This window comes from Methylocystis iwaonis (assembly GCF_027925385.1).
Classification (GTDB): domain Bacteria; phylum Pseudomonadota; class Alphaproteobacteria; order Rhizobiales; family Beijerinckiaceae; genus Methylocystis; species Methylocystis iwaonis.
The window spans coordinates 2,797,091-2,812,790 of the sequence record NZ_AP027142.1 but is presented as its reverse complement, the minus strand read 5'-3'; the positions used below and the strand labels follow the sequence as shown (position 1 = coordinate 2,812,790).

Sequence of the window (15,700 nt, the reverse complement as noted above, 5' to 3'; positions counted from 1 at the left end):
ATAAGGGGCTTTGATCGCGGACCTGCGCGTCCGCGGGCCAGTTGAGAAACCACGCCGGCCGGGCGCGCGCCCTCGCGCTGTTGGCGACGAAAGCAGGTTGTAGAGGTCATGACGGATAAATTCGATCTGGCGGATTTGAAGCGCCGCATGCAGGGCGCGATCGCAACTCTGAAACATGAGTTCGGCGGCCTGCGGACCGGCCGCGCCGCCGCGAGCCTGCTCGACCCCGTGCATGTCGACGCCTATGGGCAGATTTCGCCGCTCAATCAGGTGGCGACCGTCAGCGTGCCGGAGCCGCGCATGCTCGCCGTCCAGGTGTGGGACAAGGCGCTGGTCATCGCCGTCGACAAGGCGATTCGCGAAGCCAATCTCGGTCTGCAGCCGACCGTCGAGGGGCAGATTCTGCGCATCCGCATGCCGGAGCTCAACGAACAGCGCCGTAAGGAGCTGGTGAAGGTCGCCCATAAATATGCGGAAGAGGCCCGCGTCGCGGTGCGCCATGTCCGGCGCGACGGCATCGACATGCTGAAGCGGTTGTTGAAGGATCACGCCATTCCCGAGGATGACGGCAAGCGGCACGAAACCGAGGTGCAGAAGGCGACCGACGAGGCGGTGAAGGAAATCGACGCGGCCCTGGCCGCCAAGGAAAAGGAAATTATGCAGGTCTAAGGGCCGTGCTGGAGACGCGAGCGCGGCGGCGACCGTCTGCCTCCATTGCTGAGATCGGCCGGCGATTCGGAACGACATATGGCGGAAGGCGATTTTTTGGAGATGGCGACGACCACGCTCGGCATAACGATTGTCCCGCGCCACGTCGCGCTCATTATGGACGGTAATGGCCGCTGGGCGGCGGCCCGTGGCCTGCCGCGCTTCGAGGGCCATCGTCGCGGCGTCGAGGCGCTTCGTCGTGCCGTTAGGGCTGCGATCGAGCTCCGTATCTCCTATCTCACGGTCTATTCCTTTTCGGCGGAGAACTGGTCGCGCCCGCGTGAAGAGGTGCAGAGCCTGCTCGGATTGCTGCATCGGTTCATTCGCAACGACCTGTCTGAGCTGCACGACAACAACGTGCGGGTGCGCGTCATCGGCGCGCGCGAGGATCTCGCGCCGGAGATTCTGGCCCTGCTCAAGGAGGCGGAGCAGGTGACGGCGGCCAACACCGGGCTGACGCTCGTCGTGGCCTTCAATTACGGCGCACGGCAGGAGATCGCGGCGGCGGCGCGCGCGCTGGCCGAGATGGTGGCGGAGGGGCGGCTTGCGCCGCATGAAATCGACGCCGACGCCATCTCCGCGCGCCTCGACACCGCCGACATACCGGACCCGGATCTGATCATCCGCACCTCCGGCGAACAGCGGCTCTCGAATTTCCTTTTGTGGCAGGCGGCCTACGCCGAATTCGTATTCCTGCCGATCCTGTGGCCCGATTTCGATCAGGCCGCTTTGGTCTCCGCTTTGGAGGAATACGCTCATCGGGAGCGCCGGTTTGGCCGGGTCGAGTCGCCGCGTAGCGCCAAGACGGCGTCATGACCGGCCCGCTGTCCAAGGAAAAAAGCGGCGGCTTCGCCGACCTCGGGCCACGCGTCGCTTCTGCGGTTGTGCTCGTCGCGGCGGCGGTGGCGACGCTCTATTTCGGGGGCGCTATTTTCGCCGCTTTCTGGCTCGTGGCGGCATTTGCCGTGAACTGGGAGTGGCAGGGGCTGATCGGCGGCGAGCGTCGCGTCGCAAGGGTCGCCGCCGGCGGCGTGGCGACGGCGGCGGCGGCTGCTTTCGGGCGGAACGGGCTCGCTGGCTATGCGGCTCTGGATATCCTCTTTTTTGCAGCGACCGCCGCCGTTTTGGCCGGCCCGGCGCGGCGGGCCTGGGCGGCCGGGGGCGTCGTCTATGCCGGGGCGCTGGCCTTTTCGGTCTGCTGGGTGCGGGAATCATTCGACTTGGGAATTCTAGCGATCGCCTTCCTCTTCGCAATCGTGTGGGGAACCGACATTTTCGCTTATTTCGGCGGGCGGCTGATCGGCGGTCCCAAGCTTTGGCCTCGCGTGTCCGCCGGGAAAACCTGGTCGGGCACGATCACCGGCGTCGTCAGCGGCGCCTTGCTCGGCCTTGCGACCGCCTATCTCGGCGGCGGCCCGGCGCTTGCTAGCGTTCAGGTGTTTCTGGTCGGACTGGCGGCGGCCGGCATCTCACAAATGGGAGATCTGTTCGAATCCTCCGTGAAGCGCCGCTTCGGCGTCAAGGATTCGAGCCAGCTCATTCCCGGTCATGGCGGCGTGATGGACCGTCTGGATGGTTTCATTTTCGCCTGCGTTTTCGCGGCGGCGATCGGCTTGGTCCGGGGCGATCCCTCGGCGGCGGCCAACCTCTTTTTCTGGTGAAACGCTCATGGGTTTGAAGAACGGACATGCAAACGGGGGCGCCCGGGCGCCGCGCCGTATCGTCCTGCTCGGCGCAACGGGCTCGGTCGGCCGCTCGACGGTCGATCTCCTGGAACGCGATCCGGATGGGTTTTCGGTCACCGCCGTCGCCGGCGGGCGCGACGCCAAGGCGCTTGCCGACGTCGCCCGCCGCACCAAGGCGGAATTTGCGGCGATTCGCGATGAAAACGCCTATGCGGAGCTGAAGGACGCGCTCGCGGGCACGAATACGCAGGTGGCGGCCGGCCGCGACGCCGTGATCGAGGCCGCGGTGCGCGAGGCCGATCTCGTCGTATCGGCCATCGTCGGCGCCGCGGGGGTCGAGCCGACGCACGCCGCGCTGTCTCTTGGCCGCGACGTCGCGCTCGCCAACAAGGAATGCCTCGTCTGCGCCGGCGCGCCTTTCATGCGCACCGCCAAAAAGATGGAGGCGATGCTCCTTCCGGTCGACAGCGAGCACAACGCCATCTTCCAGGCGCTGGGCGGCGAGGACCCGTCGCGAATCGAACGCATGATCGTCACCGCCTCGGGCGGCCCGTTCCGCACCTGGAGCAAGGAGCGCATCGCCAGCGCGACGGTCGAGGAGGCCCTCAACCATCCGAACTGGGCGATGGGCCCCAAGATCACGGTCGACTCGGCAGGAATGATGAACAAGGGCCTCGAGCTGATCGAGGCGCACCATCTTTTCGGCGTGCCGGCGGAAAAGCTCGAGGTTGTCGTACACCCTCAGTCGATCGTGCACGGGCTCGTGGCGTTCTCGGACGGCTCCGTCACCGCCGGCATGGCGCCGCCGGATATGCGCGTGCCGATCGCCCATTGTCTGGCCTATCCCGAGCGCCTCACCACGCCGGCGCATCGGCTCGACTTCGCGAAAATCGCGACCCTCACATTCGAAGCGCCCGATTTCGAGCGGTTCCCCGCGCTCAGGCTGGCGCTCGACGCTCTGGCGCATGGCGGCGGCTTGACCAATGTGCTCAACGCGGCGAATGAGATCGCGGTCGAGGCTTTCCTCGGCGGCCGCATTTCTTTTGTGGGAATCGTCCGCCACGTGGCGGAGGCCTGCGAGACGGCGCTGCGCGAAGGCTATGCTCGCGCTCCTGAAAATGTGGAGGAAGCGCTGGGCGTTGACCATATTGTCAGAGAAAGGTCGCGGGCGGTCTTGGCCGTCGATGCGCCTTCGGGCATTTTAACGCTTCAGTAACCAAACGCCCCGCGCCCCAGGTTGCGCGGGGAGCTTGGCCCGCGTGACGCGTTGGAGACGAGACCGTGCTGGACCTGTTGACGACTTTTGCGACCTACGTCATCCCCTTCGTGTTCATCTTGACCATCGTGGTCTTTGTCCACGAATTCGGCCACTTCATCGTCGGCCGCTGGTGCGGGGTCCAGGTAGACGCCTTTTCGATTGGCTTTGGTCCCGAGCTTTGGGCCAGGACGGACCGCTATGGCACGCGGTGGCGCATCGCCGCCATTCCGCTAGGCGGCTATGTGAAATTCCATGGCGACGCCAATGGCGCGAGCCTGCCGGACCCCGACGCCGTCGAGGCGATGCCGGCGGCCGAGCGCGACGTCACTTTCGCGGCGCAGACGGTCTGGAAACGGGCCGCCATCGTCTTTGCCGGGCCGTTCGCCAATTTTGTCCTCGCCATCGCGATTTTTGCAGGCATCTTCAACTTTTACGGCCGCACGATCCTGGCGCCGCGCGTCGGCTCGGTCGTCGAGGGCGGGGCGGGGGCGGCCGCCGGCTTTCTGCCGGGGGATCTCGTCCTGTCGATCGACGGCGCGCCGATCGACGCATTCTCGAAAATGCAGGAAATGGTTTCGGTTTCCGCCGACTCCAAGCTTGTCTTCGTGGTGCGCCGCGCCGGGCAGGACGTGACGATCCTGGCGACGCCCGCCTGGCGCGAGGTCGAGAGCCCCGCTGGAAAGATGCGAATCGGCATGCTCGGGCTCAAGGCGTCGACCCAGGCCAGCGACGTGCGGGAGGAGCGCTATGGGCCGCTCGAGTCGGTCAGGCTGGCGTTCAGCGAGACCTGGCAGGTGGTGTATCGCACCGGCTCCTATCTCGGCGGCCTCGTCAGCGGCCGCGAAAGCGCCGATCAGCTCTCGGGTCCCATCGGAATTGCGCAGATTTCGGGCAAGATGGCGCAGGCGGCGACCAAGGTCGGCCTCGCGCCCTTCCTCAATCTGATCGCCATCCTGTCCGTATCGATCGGTCTTCTGAATCTGATGCCGGTTCCGATGCTCGACGGCGGCCATCTGCTGTTCTTCTCCATCGAGGCCATCCGTGGCCAGGCGTTGAACGAGCGGGCGCAAGAGTTCGCTTTCCGGGTCGGGCTCGCCATGGTCGGGGTGTTGATGATCTTCTCGACCTACAACGACATCGCGCGGCTCATCCACCGCTTCGCTGGCGCGTCCTGACGCAAGCGGCGCAGTTACGAAGTTTATGGCGGAACCGCGACGCGCGTCGCGGTTTCTTCATTTTTATTCACCGCATTCGCGGTCCGTTAACCGTCTGCTAGCCATGAATAGTGGCTTTGACGCCACGCCTTCGACAAATTGCCCGAACAGAATTCATTCTGGATTTGCAGGGGTGGTTAAACCCTGTAGAAGATTTGGCGGGACCCCGGAAAGGCGTGTTTCGCCTTGCACAAATAGGTTGTCATTCGCCGCGCTCCGGGCGGCGGAAGTTGCGGACGAGGACCAGCATTACATGCAATCCACTGGCGGCATTTGGAAATCTTCGTCACTTCTTATGGCCGCGCTTGCGGCGCTTCTCCTCTTTTCCGCGCCGGCGTCGGCGGACATTGTGGTGCAGGGCAACGCCCGCACCGACGCCGAGACGATTCGCTCTTATTTCACGGGCTCGAGCCCCGAAGAGGTCGAAAAAGGGCTCGAGGCGCTTCGCCAGAGCGGGCGCTTCGCGACTGTTTCCGCAAGCCGCAAGGGCGGCACTGTCATCATCCGCGTGACCGAAGGCAATCAGGTCAACCGCGTGGTCATCGAGGGCAACAGCAAGGTCAAGACCGAGAACCTGCAGCCCGAACTGCGCACCAAGGCGCGCGGCGCCTTCAGCCCGCAGGTCGCGGAGGCCGACGTCGCCCGCCTGACCGAGATCTATCGCCGCGCCGGCCGCGCCGCCGCCAAGGTTTCCTATCGCACGGTCGAGCTGCCGAATGGCCGCATCGACGTCGTGTTCACGGTCGTCGAGGGCGACAAGACCGGCGTCAAGGAGATCCGTTTCGTCGGCAATAACGTCTATTCGACGCGCCGCCTCGTCGGGATGATGGAAACGACGGAGATGAATTTCCTCTCCTTCCTGAAGACCAGCGACGTCTACGATCCCGACCGCATCGCTTCCGACCTCGAGCTCGTTCGCCGTTTCTACCTCAAGAACGGCTACGCCGATTTCCGCGTCATCAGCTCTGATGCCCAATACGACCCCGCGCTGCAGGGCTACGTCATCAACATCGTCGTCGAAGAAGGTCCGCAGTATCGGGTCTCTTCCGTCGGCGTCGAATCGCATCTTCCCGATATCGACGGCGAGGCGCTGAACGGCGTGCTGCGGCTCTCGCCCGGCGACGTCTACAATGGCGACGCCGTCGAGAAGACAGTCGAGGCGCTGACCCGCGAAGTCGCCAAGAAGGGCTACGCCTTCACGCAGGCCCGTCCGCGCGGCGAACGCAATCCCGCCGCGCAGACCGTCGCGATTCGCTTCGTTCTCGATGAAGGCCCGCGCGTCTACATCGAGCGCATCAATATTCACGGCAACACCCGCACCCGCGACTATGTCATCCGCCGCGAGTTCGATATCGGCGAGGGCGACGCCTATAACCGCGTCCTGATCGATCGCGCCGAGCGCCGCCTGAACGGCCTCGGCTACTTCAAGAAGGTCAAGATCACCAATGAGCCGGGCTCGTCGCCTGACCGCGTGGTGTTGAACGTCGACGTCGAGGATCAACCGACGGGCAATTTCGGCGTCTCCGGCGGCTATTCGACGAACCAGGGCTTCCTGGCCGAGGTTTCGGTTTCCGAGAGCAACTTCATGGGCCGTGGTCAGGCCGTTCGTCTGTCGGTGCAGGCGGGCCAGATCGCGCGCGGCGTGAACTTCAGCTTCACGGAGCCCTATTTCCTCGATCAGCGCATCTCGGCGGGCTTCGACGTCTTCGCTCGCCGGCAGGACGCCTATAACTACTCGATCTACGCCTCGACCTCGATCGGCGGCACGCTGCGCCTCGGCGTGCCGATCACGGACGAGCTCAGCTTCTCGCCGCGTTACTCGATCTATCAGACGACGATCTCGATCCCGAATACGATCGCTCGGCCTTACAACGACTGTTCGGTGCCGACCGCGATCACGCCTGGCTATTCGGTCTTCTTCCCGAGCTGGCAGGGCTATCCGAATCTCTTCTACAACTGCCAATCGAATGGCGAGGCGTCGCTGGCGATCAAGGAATCGCAGGGCACGATCGTGACGTCGTCGATCGGCTATTCGCTGAACTACAATACGATCGACGACTTCCGGAACCCGCATAACGGCTGGATGGCGACTTTCAGCCAGGACGCGGCGGGACTGGGCGGCTATTCTCGCTACCTCCGCACGACCGGCGACGTCCGCTACTTCCACGAGATTCCCTATCTCGACGACGTGGTCGGCATCGCGCGTCTGCAAGGCGGCAATCTGTTGCCCTTCGGCGGCTATACGCCCCGCATTCAGGATAACTTCAACCTTGGTCCGAGCCTCGTTCGCGGCTTTGCGCCCGGCGGCATCGGCCCGCGCGACTCGAATATCTTCACCACCTACAATGCGCGTTACGGCAACTCGCTCGGCGGCTCCGACTATGTCGGCGGCTCGCTCGAAGTGCAGTTCCCGCTTTGGGGTCTGCCGAAGGATCTGGGCCTCAGAGGCGCGCTCTTCGCCGACGCGGGCAGCCTTTGGAACTTCGAGGGCCGCACCAACTACAGCAATAATCTCCCGACGATTCCGGGCGTGACCTGTCTGGCGGCCTATACGGCGGCGGCCGGGTTCGGCCAGGGAACCTGCGTGGTGCCGAATTCGAACGCCTTCCGCCTTCGCTCTTCGGTCGGCGCCTCTGTGCTGTGGAACTCGCCGATGGGTCCGATCCGCTTCGATTACGCGGTCATCACCTCGAAGGCGAACGCCGACATCACGCAGAACTTCCGCTTCTCGGGCGGCACCAACTTCTAATCATCGCTTAGAGCGCGCCGGACGGATCCGTCCGGCGCGCTTTTTTGTATCTCGAGCGCCGAAAGTCTGGCAGGCTACGCATATGAGCGTTGCGGCCTTTTTCCATCTCTCACGCCCTTACACGGTCGCTGAAATTGCCGAGCTGACTGGGGCCCGCATCGCCGAGGGCCGCGGTTTCGAGACCCCGCCCGCGCTCATCACCGGGGTTGCGCCGCTTGCGGCGGGCCATGTCGGCGATCTGTGTTTCTTTGCCTCTGCGCGCTACGTCGACGCGCTCGAAACCTGCCGCGCGACGGCATGTTTCATTCGACCGCGGGACGCGCATCTTCTGCCCGCGCGCATAAGCGGGCTGATTGTCCAAGACCCTCAGCGCGCCATGACGCTCGCCGCGTCGAAGCTCTTCCCCCACGCCTTGCGGCCCGAGTCGCTGTTTCGCGCGAGCGGCGTTTCCCCGAGCTCGATCATCCATCCGCAGGCGCGGCTGGAGCCCGGCGTGACGGTCGATCCCGGCGCCATCGTCGGGCCGGGCGCCGAGATCGGCGCAGGCTCCATCATCGGCCCGCAGGCCGTTATCGGCCCGGACGTGCGCATCGGCCGCGATTGCGCCATCGGCGCGCATGTCAGCATCATCTGCTCGCTGATCGGCGATCGGGTCATCATTCACCAGGGCGCGCGTCTCGGCCAGGACGGCTTCGGCTTCGCGCGGGGCGAGAAGGGCTGGCTCAAGACCCCGCAACTCGGCCGCGTCATCATTCAGGACGACGTCGAGATCGGCGCCAATACGACGATCGATCGCGGCGCCACGCGCGATACGATTGTCGGCGAGGGCGCCAAGATCGATAATCTCGTGCAGATCGCGCACAATGTCGTGATCGGCCGATTCTGCGCCATTGCCGCGCAGACGGGCATCGCCGGCTCCTGCGAGATCGGCGATTACGTCATGCTTGGCGGTCAGTCGGCGCTCGCCGGCCACATTACGATCGGGGAGGGCGCCGCCATCGCGGCAAAGTCCGGCGTAGCGCGCGACGTGCCGCCGGGCGCGCGCTTCGGCGGCGCCCCCGCGCGGCCCCTGCGGCGTTTTCTCCGAGCCGAAGCGCTGCTCGATAAGACGGCCCGACGCGACAAGCCCGACAAGGCGATATAAAAGACCCCGAGGAGCGCGTTAGACGCTCAGCTATCAGGGGACGGAAACTATGTCAGGGACGGAAGCCGGCGCGACGCTCGAGAGCGCAGATATTCTCGACATCATGCGCAGCCTGCCCCATCGCTATCCATTTTTGCTCGTCGACCGCATCGTCGATATTCGCGGCGACGAGTCCTGCGTCGGCATCAAGAATGTCACGGTCAACGAGCCGCAATTCACGGGGCACTTCCCCGAACGGCCGGTCATGCCTGGCGTTCTGCTCATCGAGGCCATGGCGCAAACGGCTGGCGTCATCGTCATGCGCGCAAATGCGCAGAGCGAGCGGCCCAAGCTCGTCTATTTCATGACGATCGACGCAGCCAAATTCCGCAAGCCGGTGACACCCGGCGACCGCGTGGAATTCCACATGACCAAGACCGCGCAGAAGCGCAATATCTGGTGGTATCGGGGCAGGGCGCTGGTCGATGGCGCGCTTGTCTGCGAGGCGCAGATCAGCGCCATGATGGGCGTCTGACACAAAGGCTCGCAAGCCCGCCATGACGGCGATCATTCATCCGACGGCGATCGTCGAGCAGGGCGCGTATCTGCACGACTGCGCCGTCGTCGGGCCTTTTTGCCACATTGGCGCGGGCGTCGAGATCGGCGCCGGCGCTGTGCTGCAATCCCACGTCGTCGTCGCCGGCCGCACGACGATCGGCGCCCGCGCGCGGATTTTTCCCTTCGTCTCGCTCGGCGCGCCGTCTCAGGATCTCAAAGCGGCGCTCGCGGAAGGCGCGCTCTCGATCGGAGACGACTGCATCATTCGCGAGGGCGTCACCATCAACTCCGGCGTCGGCGAGGGCACGTGGGTCGGCGCGGGCTGCGCATTTCTCGCCTATTCGCATGTCGCGCATGACTGCCGCCTCGGCGAGGGCGTCATTCTCGCCAACCAAGTTTTGCTTGGCGGTCATGTCGCCATCGGCGATCACGCCTCCGTCGGCGGCGGAACGGCGGTGCACCAAAATGTGCGCATCGGCGCGCATGCATTTGTGGGCGGACTCGCGGGCGTCGAGGGTGACGTCATCCCCTTTGGTCTCGCAAGCGGCAATCGCGCGCATCTCTTCGGCGTAAATATCGTCGGATTGCGCCGGCGCGGCTATTCGACCGAACGAGTGGCTCGGTTACGGGAAGCCTATCGGCGGCTTTTCACTGGCGACGACACTCTGGAAACTTTGAGCGACCGGGTCGAAAAAGTCGCGACGACCTATGTCGGCGTTTCCGAGGTCGAAGAAATTGTCGCCTTCCTGCGCGCGCCGTCTCAACGCCCGCTCTGCGCGCCGCGTCAGCGCGGCGAACGGGCGTGACTGGCCCGCGCATTTTCGTCATTGCCGGCGAAGCCTCCGGCGATGCGCTGGGCGCGGCCCTGATGCGCGGCTTGCGCGAAAGATCGCCCGACGTCGACTTCATCGGCGTCGGCGGCAAGGCGATGACGGGCGAAGGGCTCGCTTCGCTTTTCCCCATCACCGATATTGCCGTCATGGGGCTTCTGTCCCCCTTGGCGCGCCTGCCGAAAATACTCGCGCACATCGACGAGACGGCGCGCGCCGTCCTTGCCGCCGAGCCTGATTGTCTGGTGATCGTCGACGCGCCAGACTTCACCCACCGCGTCGCGCGCCGGGTGCGACGGGCGCGACCCGATATTCCCATCGTCGATTATGTGAGCCCGACGGTCTGGGCCTGGCGTCCCGGCCGCGCGCGGAAGATGCGCGACTATGTCGATTGCGTGCTGGCGCTGCTGCCCTTCGAGCCGCAGGCGCATGAGAAGCTCGGCGGGCCGCGCTGCGTCTATGTCGGCCATCCGCTTGTCGAAGCGCTCGACGAGCTTGCGCCTCATGGCGAAAGCGGGCCGTCTCGCGCGCCGCTTCTCCTCGTTCTTCCAGGCTCGCGCCTCGCTGAAATTGCGCGTATGACGCCGCTCTATGGGCGGACGCTGGAACGGCTCATGCGCGACTACCCCCATCTCGATGTCGCGATCCCCGTCGCGCCGCATATGGAGGCGCCGTTGCGGGAGGCGCTGCGCGGCTGGCCGATCGTCCCGCGCCTCATCTCGCAGGCTGAGAAATTCGCCGCGTTCCGAACGGCCCGAGCGGCGCTCGTCACCTCCGGCGTCGCCACGCTGGAGCTTGCGCTGGCGCAAACGCCCATGGTTGTCGCCTACCGCGTGTCGCAGCTCGAATCCTATCTGCGCTTCCTGGTGAAGGCGCATTCCATCGTGCTGCCCAATCTTGTGATCGGGGAGAACGCGGTTCCCGAGTTTCTCCAGGAGGCCGCGACGCCGCGCGCCCTGGCGGCGGCGCTCACGCCGCTCCTTGCCGAAACGCCGCCTCGCGCATCGCAATTGGCCGCTTTCGAGCGCGTGCGCGCGCGTCTTTTGGAGGCGGGCGCGCGCCCGAGCGCGCGGGCGGCTGAGATTGTCCTCGAATATGCCGCTTCCCGGAGCCCTTGAGCGCCGTGCGGGGTCGCATAGGCGGGACGGGGCATTTCCACTTGTATCTTACGGCGCCGCAACCATAATCGGCGCAAACTCCCGAGCGGCCAAAGAGATGCGCCGCGCATTCGCGAAAGGGCGGCGCATTGTCCGAGGTCGAGCGGAAGATTTACCTCACGCGCAAATCCGTGGTCGCCATCCTCGCGGCGCATGACGCCGAGAAAGAAGGCGACGGGCTGAAGCGGGCGCTGGGCTGGGCGTCGCTGATGGCGCTCGGCATCGGCGGCATCATCGGCGCGGGCATTTTCGTGCTGACCGGCACGGCGGCGGCGAATTACGCCGGGCCGGGCGTCATGGTCTCCTTCGCGCTCTCAGGGATTGCCTGCGCCTTCGTCGCCTTCTGCTACGCCGAGCTTGCCGCGCTTCTGCCCGTCTGCGGCAGCGCCTACACCTATACTTATGTCACGCTCGGCGAGATTTTCGCCTGGATCATCGGCTGGAATCTCGTGCTGGAATATGCCGCCGGCGCCGCGACCGTCGCTGTCGGCTGGGCGGGCTATTTCAACCGCGTGCTGCATGGGTTGGGGATCAGCGTTCCGTCGCAATACACGACCGCCTATTTTGCCGCCCCGGGCGATCCCGCCGTGCATGGGTTCTTCAATTTTCCCGCGGCGGGCATTGTCCTTTTGTTGACGATGCTGCTGGTGCGCGGCACGCATGAGTCGTCGCGGTTCAACAATGTGATCGTCGCTCTCAAGGTTGTTGTCGTGCTGATGGTGATCGCGGTTGGCGCGGCGCATGTCGACGTCGCCAATTGGTCGCCGCTCATTCCCGAGAACAGCGGCGAGTTCGGCGTCTATGGATGGAGCGGCGTGGCGCGCGGAGCTTCGGTCGTCTTCTTCGCCTATGTCGGCTTCGACTCCGTCTCGACGGCGGCGCAGGAGGCGCACACGCCGCAGCGCGACATTCCGATCGGCATTATCGGTTCTCTTGTCATCTGCTCCCTGCTTTATGTGGCGGTTGCGGCGGTGGCGACGGGCGTCGTTAATTACAAGGATCTCGGCGTGCCCGATCCGATGGCGCTGGTGATGGATCACACGGGCGTCGCCTGGCTCGCATGGGTCGTGAAATTCGGCGCGCTCGCCGGGCTGACCACCGCCATTCTTGCGCTGCTCTATGGCCAGACGCGCGTTTTCTTCACCATGGCGCACGACGGCCTGCTGCCGGCCTTTTTCGCCAAGCTACATCGCCGCTATCGCACGCCGGCGGCGAGCCAGATCCTCGTCGGCGGCACTGTGGCTCTCGCGGCCGGCCTGTTTCCGATCGATATATTGGGAGAGATGGTGAGCATCGGCACGCTGGCCGCATTCGCGCTGGTTTGTTTCGCGGTCCTCCAACTGAGACGAACCCATCCGGAATTGCGCCGGCCCTTCCGGGCACCCGGCATTCCGGTGATGCCGATACTGGGCATTTTGTCCTGCATCGCGCTCATGGTCGCTCTGCCGCTCGATACCTGGCTGCGGCTCCTGGTCTGGACCGGCGTCGGCCTCGCCATCTACGCCTTCTACGGGATCAGGCACGCGAGGCGATAAAGGAGGCGCCATGGCGCCGGCGATCGTCTGGTTTCGCAACGATCTTCGCCTCGACGACAATCCTGCCTTGATGGCGGCGCGCTCTGGCGCGCCGCTCGTTGCGCTTTATGTGCTCGACGACGACAGCGCTGGCGCGTGGCGCATGGGCGGCGCGAGCCGCTGGTGGCTTCACCATTCGCTCTCTTCGCTCGCTGCCGATCTCGCGCGGCTCGGCGTTCCGTTGATCCTGCGGCGCGGCCGCGCGGAACTTGCGATCGAAGCTGTGGTCGCCGAGACGGGCGCGGGCGCCGTCTATTGGAACAGGGTTTATGACCCCCGGGCCATGCGTCGCGACAGCGAGATTAAGGCGAATCTTCGTGGGTGCGGCCTTACGGTCGAGAGCTTCAATGGCTCGTTGCTCTTCGAGCCCGCTCATATGCGCAACAGGCAGGGCGAGACCTTCAAGGTCTTCTCGCCCTTCTGGCGCGCATGTCTTGCTGCGGGAGGACCGCCAGCGCCCTTGCCGGCGCCGACTAAGCTCAACGCGGCTCCGGCGCCGGCGAGCGACAGATTGGACGACTGGGGCCTTTTGCCCAAAGAGCCTGACTGGGCGCGGGGCCTGCGCGATGCTTGGAAGCCGGGTGAAGCGAGCGCTCGCGCACGTCTCTCCGACTTCGCGAAGATTCGCGTTCTGGATTACAAGAACGCGCGCGATTGCATTGCGGGGCAGGGCGCGTCGCGCCTCTCGCCGCATCTGCATTTTGTCGAAATCTCGCCGCGGCGTGTCTGGGCCGAGATCATTCAGTCAGCCGGCGAGGCCGGCCTGCCTTATCTACGCGAGCTCGGTTGGCGGGAGTTCTTTCACCATCTGCTCGTGACCAACCCGGAGATGCCGGAGCGCGCGCTCGACCGGCGTTTCGATGGTTTTCCCTGGCGCGACGATCCCTCCGCGCTCGAGGCCTGGCGCAGGGGGCGCACAGGCTACCCGCTCGTCGACGCCGCCATGCGCGAGTTGTGGCTCACCGGCTTTATGCACAATCGCGCGCGCATGGTCGCCGCGAGCTTTCTGGTGAAGCATCTTCTCCTTCCCTGGCAGGAAGGCGCGCGCTGGTTTTGGGACACGCTTGTCGACGCGGACCTCGCCAATAATAGCGGAAACTGGCAATGGGTCGCTGGATGCGGCGCCGACGCCGCGCCTTATTTCCGCGTGTTCAATCCTGTTCTGCAGGGCGAAAAATTCGATCCCGACGGCGCTTATGTGCGCCGCTTTGTTCCTGAATTGGCAGGGCTCGAGTCGCGGTGGATTCACCGGCCCTGGGAGGCGCCGGCGCATGTGCTCGCGGCGGCGGGCGTGACGTTGGGAGAGACCTATCCGTTTCCCATCGTGGATCACGCCGCCGCGCGCGCGCGTGCGCTCGCCGCCTTCGAGGAGATGCGGGCGAGCGGCGCCGATTTTAAAGCCTAAGGGCAGGCCGCTTCTATCAGTCCGTCTCGGCGGTTCTTTCCGCCGATGTCTCCGCCAGAGCGCCTTCTCCGATGTGCTCCTGCTTGCGCCACACCCACCAGGCGAGGATGGCGACTGGAAGCCCCATCAACGACGTTCCGACGAAGAACGTCTCGAAGCCGGTGTGCTTGATGATGAAGCCGGACGTTCCCGCCAGCAGGCTGCCGGGCAGGGCGCAAAGCGAGGTGAGCAGCGCAAATTGGCTCGTGGCGAATTCCGTCGAGACGAGCGACGACATGTAGATGATGAGCACCACCTGCGCGAAGGCGTAGGCGAAGCCCTCGACTTCGACGGCGAGCGCAAAGTCTGTGAAGTCGTGGCCATGCGCCGCGAGCCACGCCAGGGACAGATGTGAGGCCGAGCCGGCGATCGTGCCGATCAAGAGACTCTTCAACATGCCGAACTTGCGCACGACAAGGCCGGCGAGAATGGTGCCGCCGAGCGCGATCCAGAAGCCGAAAACCTTGGTGACCGTGGCGATGTCAGCTTCCGAGAAATGCAGGCTCTTGAACAGCGGCATGGCCATGGCGGTGGAGACATAGCCCGGCATGCGAAAGCCCGCGACAAGCAGCAGGATCGCCAGCGCCATCGGCCCGAGCCGGCGCCAGAGTTCCTTGATCGGCTCGGTCACGGTGAAAGCGAAACTCGGCCGCGCGCGATGCGGCTCGAAATCAGAGGGCGGCTCGGGTGCGAGGAAGGTCGCGACGAGGCCCAGCGTCATCACGCCAGCCATGCCGAGATAGGCCGCCCGCCAGCCGTAGAAATTGGCGAGATAAAGCGCGCCGGCGCCGGCGACCAGCGTGCCGACGCGATAGCCCATCTCTGCGACCGAGGTCATGAAGGCCAGCTTTTCCTTCGGCGCGACGGTGATGCGCCAGCCATCGACGGTGATGTCCTGCGTCGCGCCGGCGACGCCCAGCGCAAAGGAAAAGAAAATTGTCCACGCCAGCCAGCTTCCCGGATCGCCATAGGCGACGCCGATCAGCGCGACGATGACGGCGATTTGCGAGACGAGGACCCAGCCGCGCCGGCGTCCGAGCAGCCTGGAAAAGATCGGCGCGTCATACTCATCGAGGAAAGGCGCCCAGAGCCATTTGAATTTATAGGCGAGCGTCATTTCGCTTAAGAGCCCGATGGTCTCGATCGGCACATTGGCCTCGTAGAGCCAGGCAGATTGCGTGCTGTAGACCAGAAGAAAGGGCAGGCCGGTCGAGAAGCCGAGCAGGATCGCCGCGCCGATGCGGCGGGGATCATTGTTGAAATGCGTGAGGAAGGACGTCTTGTCGCGGGGCGCTGCGATGTCGTGCACGGCGTAGCCTCTGGAAGGGTTGCGCGTCATTAGAGCGCATTCCGCAAAAGTTGATAGACTTTTGCGATAAGAATGCGCTCCAGCTTTTTGA

The 15,700-nt window shown here is 64.9% G+C and carries 13 protein-coding genes; 12 read left to right on the top strand and 1 reads right to left on the bottom strand.

All coding sequences use genetic code 11. The annotated features are described in order from the left end of the window. The first annotated feature begins 108 nt into the window (after positions 1-108). The 12 genes from frr (at position 109) to QMG84_RS13490 (ending at position 14,261) form a co-directional block, all read left to right on the top strand. A complete protein-coding gene (gene frr / locus QMG84_RS13545; RefSeq protein WP_281928525.1) occupies positions 109-669 on the top strand; it encodes a ribosome recycling factor in 561 nt (186 codons plus the stop codon). 78 nt (positions 670-747) lie between these two features. Next, on the top strand, positions 748-1,524 hold the full coding sequence (locus QMG84_RS13540; protein ID WP_246744924.1) for an isoprenyl transferase: 777 nt from the start codon (positions 748-750) through the stop codon (positions 1,522-1,524). Continuing rightward, positions 1,521-2,369, top strand: a complete 849-nt coding sequence (locus QMG84_RS13535) for a phosphatidate cytidylyltransferase (RefSeq protein ID WP_281928524.1) — start codon at positions 1,521-1,523, stop codon at positions 2,367-2,369. The genes QMG84_RS13540 and QMG84_RS13535 overlap by 4 nt, the downstream gene beginning before the upstream one ends. A gap of 7 nt (positions 2,370-2,376) precedes the next feature. After that, positions 2,377-3,609, top strand: a complete 1,233-nt coding sequence (dxr, locus tag QMG84_RS13530; RefSeq protein ID WP_281928523.1) for a 1-deoxy-D-xylulose-5-phosphate reductoisomerase — start codon at positions 2,377-2,379, stop codon at positions 3,607-3,609. A gap of 65 nt (positions 3,610-3,674) precedes the next feature. Then, positions 3,675-4,826, top strand: coding sequence for an RIP metalloprotease RseP (gene rseP, locus QMG84_RS13525; protein WP_202073587.1), 1,152 nt, complete (start codon positions 3,675-3,677; stop codon positions 4,824-4,826). Between the two features lie 292 nt (positions 4,827-5,118). Continuing rightward, a complete protein-coding gene (gene bamA / locus QMG84_RS13520; RefSeq protein ID WP_281928520.1) occupies positions 5,119-7,614 on the top strand; it encodes an outer membrane protein assembly factor BamA in 2,496 nt (831 codons plus the stop codon). Positions 7,615-7,696: 82 nt separating this feature from the next. Then, positions 7,697-8,758: a UDP-3-O-(3-hydroxymyristoyl)glucosamine N-acyltransferase gene (gene lpxD / locus QMG84_RS13515; RefSeq protein ID WP_281928518.1), complete on the top strand. Its 1,062-nt coding sequence runs from the start codon at positions 7,697-7,699 to the stop codon at positions 8,756-8,758. A gap of 49 nt (positions 8,759-8,807) precedes the next feature. Beyond that, positions 8,808-9,272, top strand: a complete 465-nt coding sequence (fabZ, locus tag QMG84_RS13510; protein ID WP_281928516.1) for a 3-hydroxyacyl-ACP dehydratase FabZ — start codon at positions 8,808-8,810, stop codon at positions 9,270-9,272. A 22-nt stretch (positions 9,273-9,294) separates the two neighbouring features. Then, entirely contained in the window at positions 9,295-10,101 is an 807-nt protein-coding gene (lpxA, locus tag QMG84_RS13505; RefSeq protein ID WP_281928514.1) for an acyl-ACP--UDP-N-acetylglucosamine O-acyltransferase, read from the top strand. Further along, entirely contained in the window at positions 10,098-11,243 is a 1,146-nt protein-coding gene (gene lpxB, locus QMG84_RS13500; protein ID WP_281928512.1) for a lipid-A-disaccharide synthase, read from the top strand. The genes lpxA and lpxB overlap by 4 nt, the downstream gene beginning before the upstream one ends. A 128-nt stretch (positions 11,244-11,371) precedes the next feature. Continuing rightward, positions 11,372-12,817 carry an amino acid permease gene (locus QMG84_RS13495; RefSeq protein ID WP_281928510.1) on the top strand — a complete coding sequence of 482 codons (1,446 nt, stop codon included), beginning with the start codon at positions 11,372-11,374 and terminating at the stop codon, positions 12,815-12,817. 10 nt (positions 12,818-12,827) lie between these two features. After that, the gene (locus tag QMG84_RS13490; RefSeq protein ID WP_281928508.1) at positions 12,828-14,261 is read left to right on the top strand and encodes a cryptochrome/photolyase family protein; all 1,434 of its coding nucleotides are present in this window, start codon (positions 12,828-12,830) and stop codon (positions 14,259-14,261) included. A gap of 16 nt (positions 14,262-14,277) precedes the next feature. On the opposite strand, the gene QMG84_RS13485 is transcribed toward QMG84_RS13490, so the two are convergent. Continuing rightward, a complete protein-coding gene (locus tag QMG84_RS13485; RefSeq protein ID WP_281928507.1) occupies positions 14,278-15,639 on the bottom strand; it encodes an AmpG family muropeptide MFS transporter in 1,362 nt (453 codons plus the stop codon). Between the last annotated feature and the right edge of the window lie 61 nt (positions 15,640-15,700).

Coding starts and splice junctions, on each gene's coding strand:
- frr (WP_281928525.1), top strand. CDS start 109: ATGACGGATAAATTCGATCTGGCGGATTTGAAGCGCCGCATGCAGGGC.
- QMG84_RS13540 (WP_246744924.1), top strand. CDS start 748: ATGGCGGAAGGCGATTTTTTGGAGATGGCGACGACCACGCTCGGCATA.
- QMG84_RS13535 (WP_281928524.1), top strand. CDS start 1,521: ATGACCGGCCCGCTGTCCAAGGAAAAAAGCGGCGGCTTCGCCGACCTC.
- dxr (WP_281928523.1), top strand. CDS start 2,377: ATGGGTTTGAAGAACGGACATGCAAACGGGGGCGCCCGGGCGCCGCGC.
- bamA (WP_281928520.1), top strand. CDS start 5,119: ATGCAATCCACTGGCGGCATTTGGAAATCTTCGTCACTTCTTATGGCC.
- lpxD (WP_281928518.1), top strand. CDS start 7,697: ATGAGCGTTGCGGCCTTTTTCCATCTCTCACGCCCTTACACGGTCGCT.
- fabZ (WP_281928516.1), top strand. CDS start 8,808: ATGTCAGGGACGGAAGCCGGCGCGACGCTCGAGAGCGCAGATATTCTC.
- lpxA (WP_281928514.1), top strand. CDS start 9,295: ATGACGGCGATCATTCATCCGACGGCGATCGTCGAGCAGGGCGCGTAT.
- QMG84_RS13490 (WP_281928508.1), top strand. CDS start 12,828: ATGGCGCCGGCGATCGTCTGGTTTCGCAACGATCTTCGCCTCGACGAC.
- QMG84_RS13485 (WP_281928507.1), bottom strand. CDS start 15,639: ATGACGCGCAACCCTTCCAGAGGCTACGCCGTGCACGACATCGCAGCG.